Raw genomic sequence first — 18,862 nt, forward strand, 5'->3', positions numbered from 1 at the left:
TTTTAAATTATCTTCTATATGTTTACCTTCTCTTTTTCCTCCTTTTTACGGGGGACTTTTTATGTTTGAAAACATGTGTAGCTTACTAAACTATTGTCACTCGACATGAGTAGATCTCCTTTCTATATATAGAGTCGGTTTGACGGCCAACTCTATTATATCGAAAGGAGATTTTTCTGTTACAACTCTACAAGTTTAATTCTCACACAGGCAGAGCCTGTGGTTTAAAAAACATCAATAAAAGATTGACCTTCAAGTAGCTTGAAGGTTTATACTTTCTTTTGTAAGTAGTTGTAGGAGGAATGACAGATGAGTGGAGCACATGCAAACTTGAAACAACAATCCGTTAAGAAAGTATTTTTTCAGTATTTCTTTCCTTCATTATTAGGAATGATGCTGATGTCGATAAATATCCTTATCGATGGAATATTTGTAGGTAACGGGGTCGGAGCTGAAGGGCTAGCTGGTGTCAACCTTGCCATGCCAGTTTTCTCGTTAATATTCTCGATCGCACTATGGATCGGTATTGGTGGGGGAACCATTTATTCGATCTATACCGGAGGCGAGCAGTTGACTAAAGCAAGAAGTGTATTTTCATTGGCTATTGTCAGTGCGTTATTGCTGCTATTAATCGTTGGCGTTTTCGGTTATGTTAATGTAGAGGCGATTGCAAAACTGCTAGGCGCAAATACAGATACCCTTACTCATACCGTCGAATATTTGAAGATTATGTTCTTGCTTGGTTGGCTAATTGCTTTACAACAGCTGCTCAGCATCTTTGTCCGAAATGATGGCAGCCCAACCTTGTCGATGGTTGCGCTTGGTGCGACTGCAATTATTAATATCGGGCTAAATTACTATATGATTTTCGTCTTGGAGTTAGGAGTCTTAGGCGCCGCGCTTGCAACTGCCCTTGCAAGCTTCGCTGGTTTACTCGTCCTATTGCTCCATTTCTTTAAAAAGCATTCGAATCTAAGAAGCCCTTCGTTCCAGTGGTCATGGAAAATGCTTGGAAGCATCTTCTCGATCGGCTTCCCAAGCTTTCTAGCTGAAGCGGGAACCCTTGTCTTCGTTGCTGGGTATAACTTAGCAGTCGTTGGTTTGCTTGGCACAGAAGGAGTCGCTGCTTTTTCAGTCGTCAATTATTTGCACGGCTTCATGTTCCTTTCATTTTTTGGAATAGAGTCAGCACTACAGCCATTAATTAGCTTTTACCATGGAGCAAAAGAGAAAGTGCGAATCAAAGAGAGTGTAAGGATTGGCGAGAAGGCATCGTTCACGCTGGGGGGAATCCTACTTCTCATCGGCTTGTTTGCTGCACCTTTACTCGTATCACTCTTCGGACTCGAATCTGATGAGGTACGTAAATTGGCTGTGCAGGGCATTCGATTGTTTTTCATAGGCTATATCTTCCTTGGATTTAATTTCGTTTACATGACTTATTTTCAGTCCATTGGAGAAATTCGCCCATCGATCATTATTATTTTGTTAAGAAGCTTTGTTTTTATCTTGGTTTTACTATGGTTATTACCAAAGTTCTTTGGTATTGCTGGTGTGTGGTTAGCACTTCCAATTGCTGAAATGCTCGTTGCATTGCTACTCTTTTTTATCACAAGAAAACATGTGTTAAAGCACCGGTAAAAGGCACATCTAAAATAGACGGATCAAACTAGAATTCGGCACCTTTTTAATTTTGATTCTCCTGCTTGATATTTACTACGTTACTCATCAAGCAGGAGTGAAAATTGAGTCAGTGAAATAACAGGACTTATGACTTCCTATATAGAATTATGGAGTTAAAGTAATTATATAAATAAACTTAATTATTCAGAGGTGTGAAAACAGGCAAAAAAACTGAAGAAATAAGAGACTAAGACAGCTTGCATGGAAAACACCTCACACTATAGTTACTTTAATAATGTACTAGAAAAAAAGGTACTAATAGAAGCCTAGTTGAGATAGTATGTGGTTTAGGCTGGATAGCTCAATCCATCAAGAATCACCCGTACTTTTTGCATATTTTATTCCAAAATAAACTAATGTAAGTACGAAAACCGATATCCAAATCCATTGATTTTCTACAATAAAAATAAGCATAGCAGCAATAACAATTACGGTTAAATCTAATTTCTTTTTTATATTTTTTTGAGTTAGTATAAAAATTATTATTAAAACAGCTATAACTGAAGCAATTATATGAAGTTTCATTATTCTAGATCCCCTCCCACCTTCTATTTTTATAGTAAGCCGATTAGTGGATATTATCAACAAAAAAGAGGAAGGAAAAAATTTTAAAAAGAGGTTTTATCATTTTGGCTTGCGGTAATTTTTCATCCCCCTTACATAAATTATTTCGTTTTTCTTTAATTGAATAGTAATTCCAGAATTGCAATTAATATAAAACGTTCTCATATTACCCCAACGAGTATAAATGAATTCTTATATTATTAATTAACAACTGAATTATCAATAACATATTCATATAATTCTACCTTCTTTTTAATCAGTTCTCCACATATTTTTCTGTATACGGCGGTTATATCTAAACTTCGTTAGCAAAATGCTCCTCAAATTCCTTTATTTTCCCCTCAACATTCTTAGTATATCCCTTTAGCCTCATAGACTTTTTCAATACTCATTGGCTTTTTGGAGTCAAATAAGCCATTATAAGCAAATACTGTTAAATCCACTTTGAAGGAACACTTATTAGAATTACAATGCTTTTCTTTTTTATTTTTATGGTAATCATCTCCTATATATCTTGTCTTCTTTTATAATTAATAATGTGAGAACTTTTATTCATTTATTTATGTTTTTTAGCAAAAGTAGATAACTATGAATTTTGTGGAATCGATATTTATGCAACTATGTTTGAAGTTTTGTGAACCAACTGAAAAGACCAATTAGGTTAGTACTAATTTTAAAAAGTAGGCTTATGTCTTAAACATAGGTAGATATCCATACATATCATAAAACTGTTATGAAATTAAAAAAACTCTGGAGGAATTTATATGTACGATACAATGTTTAATCAGAATCATTTGTCCTATCAAACGGATCAGAGTCATTTGCCTTATCATAAAATTATTAAAACAATCCAACATTGTGAAGCTGTTTGTGAATCTACCATATATACAATTCTACAAATGGATAGTTCTAGCCATAGAAATGAACAATTAAGACTACTGAGGGACTGCGCTGATATCTGTACGTTAACTGCTAAGAGTATTGCACGTAACAGTTATTTTGCAAAATCTATTGCATCGTTATGCGCACAGATTTGTGAGGTTTGTGGAAATCATTGCTTACAACACCCTGATCAGCAATCACAATATTGTGGTAAAACTTGCTTACATTGTGCTCAAGAGTGCCGTAATTTTGCAATAAACATGTAGTTTTGCACATATTCTAATCAGATATCTCCTGAAGAGGGAGAGTTAAGGGTTAAGGGAAGTTTAGATAAGGAAACTCTGAACTAGACTCTGAGTATACAAAGTTATATTGAAATCCACCCTGTCAAGTCAGTCAGTGTAAATAATAAAGGTTGTCTAGGCGGCCATTGCCCTATATTCCATAGGGCTTTTTCCATTTAGTCGTTTTTGTTGATATTTTTTCGTGATAACATTGGATATAAGCATAATAGTTTTAGTCAGTGTTTCATACGTGTGATAATCCTTTTGATGTAAATAACACTTTCTACACTTTAACACCCTAACCTGTTGACGAATAGATCTTGGATAAATGTCCGATTGGTTCAAAGGCCTTTAGGTCATACCCTTGTGGTAATAACAATCCGTGGTGGATAAACAAAACTCCCAACTGATTTAAGTTTCACTTTATCATAATTAATACATAAGACGCTTGGACACCAAAATAATTAAATCCAATTCTTAACTAACGGAGCATAATTGTTGAAAAGAATAATCATGGCGATTATAATTCAATTATTCAATTAAATAGTTGAATAGATAAGAAGGTGATTTAAATTGTTAAATGAAAGAAATCTAAAAAATTTATTGTATCAAGAATTTGCAAGAATAGGTAAAAGTCTTTCGAGCCCAAAGCGCTTAGAAATTCTTGACATACTATCTCAAGGTCCTAAGTCGGTGGAAGCATTATCAAAAGCAACTACTATGTCTGTGGCAAATGTATCTCAACATTTACAAACTCTTACTAATTCCAGGTTGGTAACGTTTCAGAAAAAGGGGAACTACGTAATCTACGAATTAGCAGATGTAGCCATTTCGAACTTTTTAACTTCTCTTCATAATTTGTCAGAAAAACAGTTTGTACAGGTACAACAAATAAAAGAAGAATTTTTAAATGCTCATCTTGGTATGGATGGGATTACTCTTTCAGAACTTAAAGAGCGACTGGAAAAAGGTGAAGTAGTATTATTAGATGTTCGACCAAAAGAAGAATATGAAAAAGCTCATATTCCAGGTGCTATTTCGATACCAATTGAAGAATTAAGGGAAAAACTCTCTTCTTTACCAACCAATTATGATGTTGTTGCTTATTGTAGGGGGCAGTACTGCCTGATGTCGGTCGAAGCAGTAGAAATTTTAAAGAATAACGGTATAAATGCCCATCGTTTAGAAAACAGCGTTCAAGATTGGCATCAATTCCAAGACAAATCAACTGGGGAATTAAAATGAAATTAGGAATCATTTTAGAAACAAAAGAATCAAAAAAATTCTGGAATGCTTTTAGGTTTGCCAATACTGAATAACAAAAGATCATAACGTTCTTTTTAATGGGTGAAGCCGTTGATTGTGAAAGCATGGAACATGGGAAATTTAATGTAAAAGAGCAAATGAATAAATTTGAAGAGTTAGATGGCGAATTATTGGCTTGTTGAACATGTTTGAAATTAAGATTTTTAGATGAAACAACTTCTTGCCCAATCTCTACGATGAATGATTGTGTAGAGCTTGTAGAATGGGCTGATAAGGTTGTGACTTTTTATGAGATAAAAATTGGAAAGAAGGTGTTTCATTTGTCTACTAAACTAAATGAATTGGCACAAGGTTGTTTAGATAATCCAGAGAACCAAAAAAAATTATATAAACGCACATTAATCATTGTAGTTATCTCTCAAATGTTTGGTGGAGCAGGATTAGCTGCTGGAATAACAGTTGGGGCGTTACTTGCAGAACAAATGCTTGGTACCAACTCATTTGCAGGGTTACCAGCTGCTTTATTTACGTTAGGATCGGCAGGAGCTGCATTAATAGTAGGAAGACTTTCAAATCGTTTTGGAAGACGTATGGGGCTTGCGTCAGGCTTTATAACGGGCGGACTTGGAGCATTAGGTGTTGTAATTGCAGCCATCATAAATAGTGTATTTTTATTATTCATTTCTCTACTCGTATATGGGGCAGGTACTGCAACTAATTTACAAGCCCGCTATGCTGGGACAGACTTAGCAACTAACAAGCAGCGCGCCACTGCTGTAAGTATAGCGATGGTTGCCACCACATTTGGTGCAGTTGCGGGACCGAATTTAGTTGATATTATGGGGGATGTTGCTGTTTTTCTTGGTATTCCAGAATTAGCTGGCCCGTTTATCTTATCCGCAGTCTCATTTATATTGGCAGGTCTTGTGCTTTTCGCTTTTTTACGTCCTGATCCATTTATTATAGCGTTACAAATAAATACGAATAAGCAAAATTCGGAACCTATTGAGAAGAAAAAAATAAATAAAAAAGGAATTACAGTTGGTGCTACCATTATGGTACTAAGTCAAATTGTAATGCTTGCAATTATGACAATGACTCCCGTTCATATGGGAAATCATGACCACAATTTAAGTGCCATCGGACTTGTGATTGGCTTTCATATCGGAGCTATGTACCTTCCTTCCCTCTTTACGGGAATTCTTGTTGATAAGATTGGTCGTCCTGCCATGGCGATTTCTGCTGGAGTTACATTACTCCTTTCGGGTGTTATAGCAGGGGTAGCACCAGGTAATTCTGTATTTCTTCTAATTGTTGCTCTTTCTTTACTTGGATTAGGATGGAATTTCGGATTAATTAGTGGAACAGCTCTGATTGTTGATTCAACAGAAGCTTCAACTCGTGCCAAGACTCAAGGCACAGTGGATGTTTTTATTGCTTTAGCTGGAGCTTCCGGTGGAGCCTTGTCAGGGATGGTTGTTGCTGGTTCAAGTTATGAAACGTTATCGTTTGCTGGAGGGATTTTCTCCTTAATACTCACCAATTGTGATCTTATCTCGTGAAAATAAAGAATAACCTTCCTATTTGTTTAGAAATTTAGGTGAGGAGTAGTTAGTGTCTAACCATCCTAACTAATAATGATAGACATTAACTACTTTCTAATAGTCTCGGAAATTATAAAATTAGCCCATATGGATAAATATGGGCGTGTTGAGCCACGTCCAGCTCTACCGCCTAGAAACGATGTGACTTCATGAATCACCTACTATAAGTCATCATCAGCTCGCAAGCTCACCGTGATTCCTTTATCTCCGTTGACTCGCTCCAGTCGCTACGTTTCTAATCGGGAGTTTGCGCTTTTGTTCATTATCAAAATATGCGAACCCATAATAAGTATGAGCTTTAATGTTAGTGTGAGTAATCTTATTTTTCATTTGTTGCGGAGACAATCAACATCATAGGTCTACGAAGTTCGTCTTTCATTCCTGGAACATTTATCATGTTTTCAGGAGGCATAGGCTCTACTATTCGATTAATATGAAATCCAGTCTTCAGTAAACCATCTACATACGTGGTTAATGTTTTATGGTATTTAGTTACATTTTCTCCTAAAAAATTCGTCGCTCGCTTGCCTTCATAAAAATAGTTATCTACTGGAAAATGAGCAATGGAACCATCTTCACTATAAATCCAGTCTTGATTCCCATCAGAAGTAAAAATAGGATGTTCCACTGAATAAACAAAAACCCCATCACCTTTTAAGTAACGATGAACATTTTTAGCTATATCAGAAAAAGATTCAATATAATGTAAAGTTAGCGAACTTAGAACAATGTCGAAGGTATTTTCCGCAAAAGATATATCTTCAATGTCTGAATGGATATACTCTACTTTTTTGGATGTTGTTTGTTTTTTAGCAACCTCCAACATTTTTTCAGACAAATCTACCCCTACTACAGAACTTGCTCCTTGTTCTAAAGCATAGATGCAATGCCAACCATAACCACATCCTAAATCTAAGACTTTCTTTCCTTGAAAATCAGGAAGTAATTTCTTTAAGGTTTGCCACTCACCCGCTCCCTCTAGCCCTCTTTTGCTCCGATCCATTTGGCTGTATTTTTCAAAAATGTTTTCATTATCGTAGTCGCTCTCTTTCATTGTTCATACCTCCATGTAATTTTTAGCTGTTTTTGGAAATTACATGGAGTACTTCTCTTTTGTGTACAATCATTAATATCACCTACTTCCTTATTTTTATGTAGATTATACCAGTTTAATATTTCAAATCAAAAGTCAAATCGTAGTTTTTATACCTAAGTTACATCATCAGCATTAATAATTTGTATACCTTCTACTTATAGTGTTAATTAATTATGTTAGTGAGCTGATTTATAGAAAAGTTTATAAAAAATTTATGTAATCTACATCATAGTCTTACAAGGAGATGTATTAAAGGTACAATAATTAGATTAAGAAAAATTCCAGTTAAAACGTTTAAGAGAATTCCTGATTATACCAGGATTATCACTTTTATTCTGAAGGAACTAAGAGTGGAATACCATTATCAGCGAAACTTCACCCTATTAGGACGGCGCACATAGAAAAACTAACCCAAGCAAATTTCTGCCTGGGTTATGTTCAATCAACTATAATGTATTCCTTTCCCTAACCAAGCTGCTGCACTTTCGAATAGTGCTTCAGATACAGTTGGATGTGGGTGGATCATGGACTCCATTTCTTCCACAGTTCCTTCTAAATGTATGAACGATGTAGCTTGGCTAATCATTTCGGTTACATGTGCTCCAACCATAACTACCCCAAGAATTTCACCATACTTCTCATCAGCAATAATCTTCATAAATCCACTGTTTTCTCCTGCAGCAATCGCTTTTCCATTTGCAGCTAAATCAACTTTCTGAGTTTTAACCTTATATCCAGCCTTCTTTGCTTCTAGTTCGGTCATCCCTACGCTAGCAACTTCAGGAAATGTATAAATACATCGAGGCATCGGTAAGTCTTTTTTATGTGTAATTCCCAGAATATGATTAACAGCATATATTCCTTCTTGACTAGCTGCGTGAGCTAACTGATATCCGCCAATTAAGTCACCAACTGCATATATTCCACTAACAGAAGTTCTTAAGTTTTTATCGACTTTAACAAATCGGCCATCAAATTCAACGGACAATTCATCTAAACCGATTACATTCGGTACACGGCCAACTGATAGGAGTACACTATTCGTTTCAAGCCCAACCTTTTCTCCGTTTTTCTCCATTTCAACCACAGTAGGATGAACGTCTTTAAAACCTGTGATTTTAGTATTCGTATGGATTGTTATTCCCTTTGCAACCACCTGTTTTGTCAAGAATGCGGAAGCATCGGGGTCTTCAGTAGGTATTATTCTATCGGCCATTTCTACCAGATCAACCTTTGTGCCTAAACTATTAAACACACAAGCTAGCTCTAGGCCGATTACTCCTCCACCAACAATAACCATATGGGAAGGAACTTCTTCAATATCAAAAATAGTATCGCTCGTATAATAGTTTATTTTATCTAATCTTGGTATTTCAGGAACAAATGGTTGAGAACCAGTTGCCAAAATAACATTGCTTGCTTGGAGACTCTCCGTACCTTTACCTATATCTACCGAAATAGTTTTATCATCGCGTACCGTACCAAAACCTTGATAAAAGGTAATCTTATTCTGACTCAGTAGTCCTTTAATTCCACTGCATAATTGTTTTACAACTTTATTCTTACGGCTCACCATCTCTTCCATGGAGAAAGAAAAATCATTAACGGTAATACCGTAGCAACTAGCGTTTTTAATTTGATTGAATGCTTCTGCATGTTTTAAGAATGTCTTTGATGGGATACATCCACGGTTTAGGCACGTACCACCAAGGTCTCTTCCCTCAATAAGAGCAACAGAAAGACCTGCGTTAGCTGCACGAATAGCAGCAACATAACCACCAGGACCACCACCGACAATAACCAAGTCAAATTTTTTCATGTCGTTTCCTCCTAAACCAATAGGCTATATGGATCTTCTAAAGATTCCTTTAGCTCCGTTAAGAATGCCGCAGCCGGAGCACCATCAATTGCCCGATGATCAAATGATAGACTTAGAACCATCATTGGAAGAATCACAACTGAACCATTAGCTACTACAGGCTTCTCTACAATTCTACCAACTCCTAAAATCGCTGTTTCTGGTGGGTTGATGATGGGGGTGAATCCATCAACTGCATACATTCCTAGATTACTAATCGTGAAGGTACTTCCTCTCATTTCATCAGGAGTTAACCTGTTATCTCTAGCTTTAGCTCCTAACGTCTTACTTGTTTCTGTAAGCTCAGCTAATCCTTTTTGGTTAGCTTGTTTCACAGAAGGAACAATCAATCCATTCTTTACAGCAACTGCTAAACCAATGTTCACTTCATTGTTCATCACGATTTCGTCACCAACTACTGAAGCATTTACTTTAGGATGATTTTCAAGAACATACGCAACCGTCTTCATGATAATTTCTGTATACGAGAGACGATATCCAGTTTGACGTTCGATTATTGGTAATAATGCCTTACGCAATTCCATAGCTTTTGTCATGTCAACGTCACTTGTAAGGGTTACATGCGGAATCGTACGAACACTATCCATCATCTTATCCGCAACCGCTTTACGTAAGCCTTTTAGTTTTACACGCTCACCTGTGGCATGAGTATTTGAGCTAGATCGTGCTTCTTGAGACTCAACAAACGCTAGGACATCCGCTTTTTCAATCTTGCCACGTGGGCCCGTTCCAGTAACCTGACGGAGATTCACACCATTTCCCTTAGCAATTTTCTCTGCAAGTGGTGTTACAAATATTTTATTTCCATTCACATATGTCATAACGTCTAATTCATGTACTCTTCCTTTAGGACCAGATCCTGAAACCATGCTTAACACTACATTATTTTCATGAGCTATGCGACGAGCTGCAGGTGTCGCACGCACTCTCCTATCATTATCCACCACTTCTTCAATTTCTTCCTTAGCAGTTACACCTGAATTTGAATCAGCATCATTCCTAGTTGGCGAAGAATCCATCGTTTCATCTTCTCCTGACTCCCTACCGACAACTTCCGGAGGTGTATCAGAAACTTCTTCTCCAGCTTCACCTATATATCCAACAACCGCATTAACTGGAGCTTCATCATCTACATCGTAGTATCGCTTCAACAAAATTCCTTCTTCATAGGATTCAACTTCTATATTAATCTTGTCTGTCATGATTTCAAAAAGTGGTTCACCGACTTCAACCGAATCCCCTTCTTCTTTGAACCATTGAAGTACGGTACCAACTGCCATCGTACTACTTAATTTTGGCATAAAAACCTCTTTCGCCATGATACCCCCCCTTAAACCTTGTTTAAAGTTTCTTTTGCAGCTTGAATAATATTCGATACTTGTGGAGCATGTGCTTTTTCAAGATCTGGATGATATGGCACAGGAGACGGTGCTCCACCCAGACGTTTAATCGGAGCATCAAGATAATCGAACGCTTCACTTTCTGCAATCATACTAGCGATTTCACCACCGTATCCACCTCGTTTAACCGCTTCGTGAACCACAACCACACGTCCTGTTTTCACTACCGATTTAATAATGGTTTCTTCATCTAACGGTACTAAAGTACAAGGGTCAATCACCTCTATACTGATTCCTTCTTTTTCAAGTTCTGCTGCTGCTTCTAGTGCACGGTGTACCATGATTGCTGTTGCGACAATAGTGACATCAGAACCTTCTCGTTTAACATCCGCTTTACCTAATGGCAGACTATATGCTTCTTCAGGCACATCTGAAGAAGTTTTGTATAATAATTTATGTTCATAAAAAATAACAGGATTGTCATCATCCATTGCGGCCTTCAGTAATCCTTTTGCATCATAGGCAGTAGAAGGTTGAACCACTTTAAGCCCTGGAATATGCGTTACCCATGCTTCTAAGCTTTGAGAATGCTGTGCAGCAGCACCTGTTCCAGAGCCACTTGGAGTCCTCACTACCATTGGGACCTTTCCTTTTCCACCATACATATAACGAATTTTCGCCGCTTGGTTAACAATTTGATCTAATGCTATCGTAATAAAATCTGAGAATTGTAATTCAAGAATTGGTCGCATACCAGTTAGTGCTGAACCTACTGCAGCACCAGCGATACCTGCTTCGCTAATTGGAGTGTTACGAACACGCTCTGGGCCAAATTCCTCTATCATGCCGCGTGTAACACCGAACGCTCCACCATAAACACCGATATCCTCCCCTAAAATAAATACATCCTTATTTTTACGCATTTCTAGACTCATTGCTTCACGTACTGCCTCTAAATAAGTTATCTCTCTCATTTGATTTTCCCTCCTATGCATAAACGTCTGTTAACAAGTCATCTAAAGTTGGCATCGGACTTTCTTCTGAAAACTTAACTGCATCTTCTATTTCTTTCTTCGCAGCTAAACGAAGTTCTTCTGCTGTTTCTTCCGTAAATAAACCAGCATCAATTAAAACTTGCTTGTATCGTTTGATTGGATCTTTCGCACGCCATTCTTTTTCCTCTTCACGTGTACGATATTTCTTCGCATCACTCTTCGAATGACCTTTCCAGCGATATGTTTTGGCTTCGATAAGAGTTGGACCATCACCACGACGAGCACGTTTGATCGCATCATCTGTAACATTCATTATTTCTATAATGTCATTTCCATCAGCAACAACACCAGGAATGCCATAAGCCTTTGCTCGTGTTGCAATGTCGTCCACATTGATCATTTCTTTAACAGACCCTGACATTCCATATTGATTATTTTCACAAACAAAAATAACGGGTAAATCCCAGATAGAAGCTAGATTTACTGCTTCATGGAAGCTTCCTTCGTTCGTGGCTCCATCACCAAAAAAGCAAACGGTTACATAATTCAGATTCTTCATTTTAGCAGTTAAAGCAGAACCTACAGCCAAAGGAATACCACCTGCAACAATTCCGTTTGCTCCTAAGTTCCCCATGTCAACATCCGCGATGTGCATGGATCCACCTTTACCTTTACAATAACCAGTTGTACGACCAAACAACTCTGCCATCATTTTGTCAGCTGTTGCACCTTTAGCAATACAATGCCCGTGTCCTCTGTGTGTGCTCGTGATTTTATCATCAATATCTAATAATGCACAGACTCCGGATGCACTTGCCTCCTGTCCCACAGCTAAATGGGTGGTACCATGAATCATGCCTTTGGCAAAAAACTCATCTACTTTTTCGTCAAAATAACGAATGAGCCACATTTGTTTATACAAACCTACTAACTTTTCGTTACTAATCTTTGGAGCTAATAACTTCTCTTCTGTCAATTTCAATTTCATTCACCCCTATTTTTTACAAATGTTCTTTATGGTTACATTTGTAATAATCATAGTATGTTTAACTGCTTGCGTCAAGGGTTTTAATGCGATATCATTAATTTTTTAATTATTAGTAGTGAAAGCTTAGGTTTATCTGCTTTGTTTCTATTAATATAAAAAGAACAAATTTTGAAATGGTGGTTGGTATACTTCCCCACAAACAATGATGGAACAAAGCCACAATCGCTCGATTAGAAATGTAGCGACTGGAGCGAGTCAATAGAGATAAAGGAATCACGATGTGCTTACGAGCCAATAATGACTTATCTTAGAAAGATGCGTGAAGTCGTCTAGTTTAGGCGCTGGAATTGAACGTGGCTCAACACGCCCATATTTATTCACATGGTTAAAATTTATAATTTTCTTCATTTCCTAAATTAAAATAAAGCCTATTCCATAGGCTACACTGTAGCGGATCCCTCCTTGCTGTTAAGTGATATCTTTCTCCAGATTTATAAACAAAAATTACGGTACATTCTCTATCTACTACTAACTACGATTTAGCTAAACTACTAGTAAATACAAGACAATACTTGCTTAACACGAAATAAACTTCCGTTAAGGATTAACGAAAGTTTATTATTATCTTAACTATTTAATTTCTGAAGGACTTTATCATACATTTCGTCGATACCCATTCCCGTTAATAATGGTACTCCATCTATAACTTTTTCTTTAACGTTTTCTGGTACAAGTGTAGTGGAAATTATTACATCATAATCATCAATTCTTCCTAGTTCATCGCTTATTTTAGACTGATGTAGAGAAACTTTATCATCTAGATTATTGTCTTTAAGCCATTCTTTCACCTTTCCAGTTACGACAGTTGACGTTGCAATACCGGTACCACACATAATTAAAAGTTTTTTCATCATGAATACCTCCAGTTTATCTTTTATTATTGTCCATAAGATGTTAGATAAAAATCATTACATTGCTCTATGATTTCACTTGATAGAGGATCGATATTCGGTTCTTGTAATAATGCATAAAAAGCATATTCAGCAGTCTCTTCTAATATAACCGCAGCCTTTAATGCTTTGTCAATAGACTCACCAATAGTAAAAACCCCATGGTTCTTCAATAATATTGCTGGTGATTCTCCGATGTTTTGAACAATTTCTCTACCAATCTCTTCACCTCCTATAGAAGCAAACCCAGAACATGGAACACGATGTTTAAAAATGTTAGCAGCAGTTGTTGTATAACTAGGAAGGTCTCTTCCTCTTATAGCAAAGCTTGTTGCAAAAGGAGAATGCGTATGAATTACACTATGGATATTTTCCATATGTTTATAAACATATAAATGGCTTTCTGTATCTACGGATGGTTTAAGATCCCCTTCAATTACCTCTCCAGCTAAGTTGACTATAACCATCCTTGCAGCAGTCAAGTCATCAAAATCTACACCACTAGGTTTTATAATTACTCGATTAATACCAGGAATACGATAACTAACATTCCCGCTCGTCCATCGTACTAAGCCATTATCCTTAAGCTTTTTGTTTGCCTGACAAATTTCTTCACGTAATTCAGAGTACACACTATGCCACTCCTTCATTAGAGGATTTTAGTTTTTGCTTCGGTTTGATTTTATTCACATAGATTAATCCTAAAAGAATAACTAAGCCTAATGCACCAATACCATACCAGCTAAATACTTTAGGTAACCAGACGAAAACAAATGTTGTCCAAACGGCACCATCTACAAGTGCAGAGATACTTGTGTTTCCTCCCATATCAAAGTTGGCAGCAACTGCTGAATTTGTAAATAGCGGTGCTACCCAAGTAGCAATATATAAACCAACAGCAATATAAACAGAACCAGCAATTACTGTACGAACGATGTTCCCTTTAAAAATAGGAACCATTAAACAGATTAAGAAAGGAATTGTTGCCAAGTCACCAAATGGCAATACGGTGTTACCTGGTAAAAATACTGCTAAGAACAGTGTAACTGGAACAATGATCAATGATGCAGATAATACAGCAGGATGACCTACAGATAACGCACTATCCATACCGATATATAAGTCTCTTCCTGGGAAACGTTTTTTAACAAAGTTCCCCGCAGCCTCAGACACTGGTGATAATCCCTCCATTAGTAATGCAACCATTCTTGGCATTAACATCATGACAGCTCCGGTTTGTACAGATAGCTGTAATACTTCCGAAACATTGTAACCTGCTAAAATACCGATAACTATACCGATTAAAACACCCATTACAGTTGAATCTCCGAAGATTCCCATTCTTTTTTGGATAGATTCTGGATTTGCTTCTAATTTATTAAATCCCGGAATTCTATCAAATAACCAGTTAAAAGGTAATGCAACTAAAAATGACGGTGCAGATGCCCCATGAGGGAAAGTAATATTTTTAAAACCATAAAATTTCTCAATATATTTTGCAAGTATATCTCCTAAGAAAAAGATCAATAGAATGTGAACGATAATCGTAAAGATACCTAATCCAAAATCTCCCGTAAGTGCATAAACTAAAGATCCAGTGAATGCACAATGCCAGTAATCCCAAACATCAACATTTAACGTTCTTGTTAAACCAATACCAAGTAGTATCACATTTGCTGCAATACCAAGTGGGATTGCTAAACTACCTAAAGCAGTACCATATGAAATAGCAGCAGCAGCAGGCCAACCAACATCAATGGTATTTAGTTGGAAGCCAAAGTTGTCAACCATGGACTGTGCAGCTGGTCCTAAACTATCCGTTAATAGTCCAATTACTAGGTTTAAACCAATAAAACCGATACCTACTGTTAATCCAGAGCGAAATGCTTTTCCTGGCTTAGAGCCTAGAACCAACGCAAAAACAAAGATAATGATTGGTAGCATAACGCTAGCTCCAAGATCCACAAACCATTGCAAGTAATCCATAATATTCCTCCTTATTCTAAAAAGAGATTAATTAACATGTACTTCTTTTGTAAAACGTTCTATCGTAGTAATTACTTGTTTCTTCGTAGAACAATTCATTAACATTTCTGAAAAACTATTATGTTGAATAAGACCTGTTATTTTCTGTAATACTTCTAGTTGATTCTCAGGTTTTTGTAGTGCAAGCATAAATACTACGTTGACTTGTACATTTGCATCAGCCATTCCCATCTGTCGAAAAGTGATTGGATTTTTCAGTATACCAATACCAATTGCTTCCTTTTTGACATGTTCAGCATCAGTATGTGGTAATGCTACACCTATGGTTTCCGTAGCTAGACCTGTCGGGTATTCAACCTCTCTTTGTTTTATTGCAGTTAAGAAGCTGCTTTTGACGAAATCTTTCTGATGCAACACCGTAAACATCCCTTCAAATAACTCATCGGTATGATTCACGTCTAGAAAGAAAACCAGGTCTTCACTAATTACGTTATTCATTTCCAATTTACTGCCTCCTTTTCCTAATTAATTGTAAACCCTTTCATAATAGAGGTAACGAAAATTACATTTGTTACAAATAGTTACATTTGTAAAAATGATACCCCTTCCTCTTTCAATTGTCAATACAATTTTCATTAGGTTTGCTAGACGATTTACAAACAAATAAACTCTTTAAAAATTAAAGAAACTTATGGTTTCGGTCTAGTTTTACCTGAGGAATTGGTTGATAACCAAGGTTTTCGGCTGTTGTGCTTAAAAGGGAATCAATAATAGCTTAAACTTTTCAAGGGATCACTAAGGGAGATGCGACACCGGTACAAGGGTCACGTCATTTTTGATTACGTCTATTAATATGTTTTGGAGAGTATCTACACTTTAGAAATATTCATTGGAAATGGCTAGGTGAGGCACACCTCATAATGAAAAACGTGTTTTTTGTTATTCTAAAATCAACAAAAAATAACATAGGAACTTTACTGTTTGAGTTATCTCATTCACATAATGCGTTCATTTGCCAGCGTCGCCAATTTTCCTTCATGTAGGGATAGCGTCAGGAAGATGCGGATTTACAACGTTAAGCAATAGGTACTACCAGCTTTTTGACAAAAACTAACGTTAAGACACTTTTTGGAAAATAAAACCCTGATTTATCTACGCCAAGTAGAAGAATCAGGGTTTTATTTTAATTTTTTATTTTAATTTTTTATTTTCAAACTTTAGTTCCATACATTTTTCAACTTTAGATAAAAGATATAATGATCATTTAAAATTATCAAAAGTACAAAACAGATCACTTATTGGCAACGGAGACCATTAGTAATCTGTTTTATGATGTCTATTTTAAATCATCCTTTTAGTAAGTAGAGAGATTTCCATCCCGCCTTTTATCTCTTTATTTTCTAACAACAGGGATCCACATTTCACCATATACTAAGCCGTCTTGCTGTCCCATCACAACTGCTGCATTTGGACCACCAACATAGGATACATCCGTTACTTCCATCAGGACTTCACCAAAGGCAATACCAGTAAGCTTGTTACTCAACTCTTCATCTGTATTCGCTTCCCCTTTAACAACGATATATTCCCCTTTAGGAAATTGAATAAGTCTAGTTGCTTCTGGTAAGGATTCCTCCGTCATGACACCAGCATAATGCATCATCTTATTATTCACTGCTTCGTTTACAACAAAAATGTAGTCATTTGTTGCAACAGTTTTTAGTTTATCAAGCCTTCCATCTTGATTGACAGCTTGCCAAAAATCTGCCTTTTCCTTAGTAATACCAGCATAGTCTGTGTAATCACTCTTAAGCTCTGTTCCAATACCTAAAACAGTAAAACTGTCCTTTTCTTCTAAAGTATAATTTGCCATTTCAAAATTCCTCCTTTTTAATTAAACAAAAGATTTGTTTTTTTACTTGCTGAGTTTATAATAACATTGAATCATGTCAAAAAATGATACTGTTTAGGAGGTCACAATGAAAAAAGTTGAACGGATTAATACCATCATGCGGTATATTAACAACCGCTCCTACTTTACAATTTCTGAAATTATGCGGGAATTTAACATCTCTCGTTCAACTGCTATTAGGGATATCAGAGAAATTGAAGCTATGGGGATGCCACTTGAAGCAGAGGTTGGAAGAGCTGGAGGTTATTCTATCATTAACAACTCTGTTCTACCTTCTATTCACTTTACCGATAATGAAGTAAAAGCACTTTTTATTGCCTTTATGGCCTCAAGAAATCAACAACTTCCCTATTTAAAAAGTCGACAGTCTTTAGCTGAAAAATTGCTAGGCCTCATCCCAGAAAACCAACAAGAAACCCTAGTTTTATTAAATCAAATCTTGCTTTTCGAAGGTACCAATCCCAATAATCCTGATTTACTTGATCTGTCAGACCTCCCTCATCCTATGTTAGAAAAACTCATACAACTCCTTCTTTTGGATAGCCATTTATTGATTACCATCAAAGAAGGGAGGGTAATAAAGTCATATCCAATTTATCTCTTGCATCTTTATCGTGAAAAAAGCTTATGGCAAATTGAGGGATTTGACTTAAAAGAAGAAAGGAGGAGGGTTTTTCCTGTCGATCACCTCACCAATGTAAAACCATACCCCACAAAAAAAAGAGTAAATAAGAAAAAGGTTTTAGAAATACTAAGTAAGCAGGAAGAAGCAATCAACCTTGTCATCGAATTTGGTCCAAAGGCAATTGTCCAGTTCAAAAAATACCATCCTTTAAAGTTTTCAATTTCCTATACGAATCCCTACCAAGCCACAGCCGTTCTGAAGACTTTTATCGATATTAATATGCCCGAAGAATTGAACGATATAACAAATTGGCTTCTTTTCCTAGGTGAGGATATTAAATTCAAGGAAGTTCCAGAAGAAGTCTTAGAAAGTTTACAAGAGAGATTATGCTTATACTGCCAATAAGCGTGGCCAGTTAAAAGCTCAGTAATTTTGAGTTTATCTAGTTCCACGTTATCTTCTATTTCAGAGCCCCTAAAGATAAGGGAGTGTAATATTAACTGTGTAAGTAAGAAATGCATACGTTTTCTTACTTACACAGCTTTTTATTTGGTAGAATACTAACTATAAAGCTAAAAGAGCGTTTTAAATGGGGAAATCTAAAAGTGATCTTAACTCCGTAGAATTAGCTAACAAGATTATTGAACAGTATCAACCTGAAACGATAAAAGATTTGCAAATGCATTCAAAGACATATTTGGTCTATGTTTGAGACGATATTAAAAGGCAAAATAGACCTCACTAAAAGCTCCTCTTATGAGGGGCTTTTTTAAAAGTTAAGAAAGTATAAAATCAGTGCAATGACTGT

Annotated in this window: 15 protein-coding genes and 2 pseudogenes; 6 read left to right on the forward strand and 11 right to left on the reverse strand. The window is 36.4% G+C overall.

Features of this window, described 5'->3' with window-relative positions; genetic code table 11:
• Positions 1-309: 309 nt before the first annotated feature.
• A complete protein-coding gene (locus JUJ52_RS06990; RefSeq protein ID WP_026683123.1) occupies positions 310-1,641 on the forward strand; it encodes an MATE family efflux transporter in 1,332 nt (443 codons plus the stop codon).
• 351 nt (positions 1,642-1,992) lie between these two features.
• Here the strand turns inward: JUJ52_RS06990 and JUJ52_RS06995 are convergent, their stop codons facing one another.
• Entirely contained in the window at positions 1,993-2,208 is a 216-nt protein-coding gene (locus tag JUJ52_RS06995) for a hypothetical protein (protein ID WP_034679495.1), read from the reverse strand.
• An 803-nt stretch (positions 2,209-3,011) separates the two neighbouring features.
• On the opposite strand from JUJ52_RS06995, the gene JUJ52_RS07000 reads away from it, so the two are divergent.
• From JUJ52_RS07000 to JUJ52_RS07010, 3 genes and pseudogenes are all read left to right on the forward strand, one after another.
• Positions 3,012-3,395: a four-helix bundle copper-binding protein gene (locus tag JUJ52_RS07000; protein ID WP_026682507.1), complete on the forward strand. Its 384-nt coding sequence runs from the start codon at positions 3,012-3,014 to the stop codon at positions 3,393-3,395.
• Between the two features lie 591 nt (positions 3,396-3,986).
• Positions 3,987-4,658 carry an ArsR/SmtB family transcription factor gene (locus tag JUJ52_RS07005; protein ID WP_121605158.1) on the forward strand — a complete coding sequence of 224 codons (672 nt, stop codon included), beginning with the start codon at positions 3,987-3,989 and terminating at the stop codon, positions 4,656-4,658.
• A gap of 332 nt (positions 4,659-4,990) precedes the next feature.
• A pseudogene (locus JUJ52_RS07010) lies at positions 4,991-6,254 on the forward strand (MFS transporter).
• Positions 6,255-6,602: 348 nt separating this feature from the next.
• Here JUJ52_RS07010 and JUJ52_RS07015 read toward each other — a convergent pair.
• From JUJ52_RS07015 to JUJ52_RS07060, 10 genes are all read right to left on the reverse strand, one after another.
• On the reverse strand, positions 6,603-7,337 hold the full coding sequence (locus tag JUJ52_RS07015) for a class I SAM-dependent methyltransferase (RefSeq protein ID WP_205388569.1): 735 nt from the start codon (positions 7,335-7,337) through the stop codon (positions 6,603-6,605).
• Positions 7,338-7,821: 484 nt separating this feature from the next.
• The gene (gene lpdA, locus JUJ52_RS07020; protein WP_034679494.1) at positions 7,822-9,198 is read right to left on the reverse strand and encodes a dihydrolipoyl dehydrogenase; all 1,377 of its coding nucleotides are present in this window, start codon (positions 9,196-9,198) and stop codon (positions 7,822-7,824) included.
• Positions 9,199-9,209: 11 nt separating this feature from the next.
• Positions 9,210-10,577 (reverse strand): 2-oxo acid dehydrogenase subunit E2, encoded by a 1,368-nt coding sequence (locus JUJ52_RS07025; protein ID WP_205388570.1) that lies wholly within the window; start codon positions 10,575-10,577, stop codon positions 9,210-9,212.
• 11 nt (positions 10,578-10,588) lie between these two features.
• Positions 10,589-11,572, reverse strand: a complete 984-nt coding sequence (locus JUJ52_RS07030; protein ID WP_026682503.1) for an alpha-ketoacid dehydrogenase subunit beta — start codon at positions 11,570-11,572, stop codon at positions 10,589-10,591.
• A 13-nt stretch (positions 11,573-11,585) separates the two neighbouring features.
• A complete protein-coding gene (locus tag JUJ52_RS07035) occupies positions 11,586-12,581 on the reverse strand; it encodes a thiamine pyrophosphate-dependent dehydrogenase E1 component subunit alpha (protein ID WP_051388427.1) in 996 nt (331 codons plus the stop codon).
• Positions 12,582-13,207: 626 nt separating this feature from the next.
• Positions 13,208-13,492, reverse strand: coding sequence for a PTS sugar transporter subunit IIB (locus JUJ52_RS07040; protein WP_026682501.1), 285 nt, complete (start codon positions 13,490-13,492; stop codon positions 13,208-13,210).
• Positions 13,493-13,518: 26 nt separating this feature from the next.
• A complete protein-coding gene (locus JUJ52_RS07045; protein WP_205388571.1) occupies positions 13,519-14,163 on the reverse strand; it encodes an L-ribulose-5-phosphate 4-epimerase in 645 nt (214 codons plus the stop codon).
• A gap of 1 nt (position 14,164) precedes the next feature.
• Complete coding sequence (locus tag JUJ52_RS07050) at positions 14,165-15,517, reverse strand: PTS galactitol transporter subunit IIC (protein ID WP_200862580.1); 1,353 nt, start codon at positions 15,515-15,517, stop codon at positions 14,165-14,167.
• Positions 15,518-15,544: 27 nt separating this feature from the next.
• Positions 15,545-16,015 carry a PTS sugar transporter subunit IIA gene (locus tag JUJ52_RS07055; RefSeq protein WP_226983657.1) on the reverse strand — a complete coding sequence of 157 codons (471 nt, stop codon included), beginning with the start codon at positions 16,013-16,015 and terminating at the stop codon, positions 15,545-15,547.
• Between the two features lie 895 nt (positions 16,016-16,910).
• On the reverse strand, positions 16,911-17,390 hold the full coding sequence (locus JUJ52_RS07060; protein ID WP_026682497.1) for a GyrI-like domain-containing protein: 480 nt from the start codon (positions 17,388-17,390) through the stop codon (positions 16,911-16,913).
• A 106-nt stretch (positions 17,391-17,496) separates the two neighbouring features.
• On the opposite strand from JUJ52_RS07060, the gene JUJ52_RS07065 reads away from it, so the two are divergent.
• Together JUJ52_RS07065 and JUJ52_RS07070 are read left to right on the forward strand one after the other, a co-directional pair.
• Positions 17,497-18,459: a helix-turn-helix transcriptional regulator gene (locus JUJ52_RS07065; RefSeq protein ID WP_205388572.1), complete on the forward strand. Its 963-nt coding sequence runs from the start codon at positions 17,497-17,499 to the stop codon at positions 18,457-18,459.
• Positions 18,460-18,643: 184 nt separating this feature from the next.
• Positions 18,644-18,791 (forward strand): annotated as a pseudogene (locus JUJ52_RS07070) (IS256 family transposase); the annotation flags it as partial.
• Positions 18,792-18,862: the final 71 nt, after the last annotated feature.

The organism is Virgibacillus sp. AGTR (genome assembly GCF_016919725.2).
Classification (GTDB): domain Bacteria; phylum Bacillota; class Bacilli; order Bacillales; family Amphibacillaceae; genus Virgibacillus; species Virgibacillus salarius.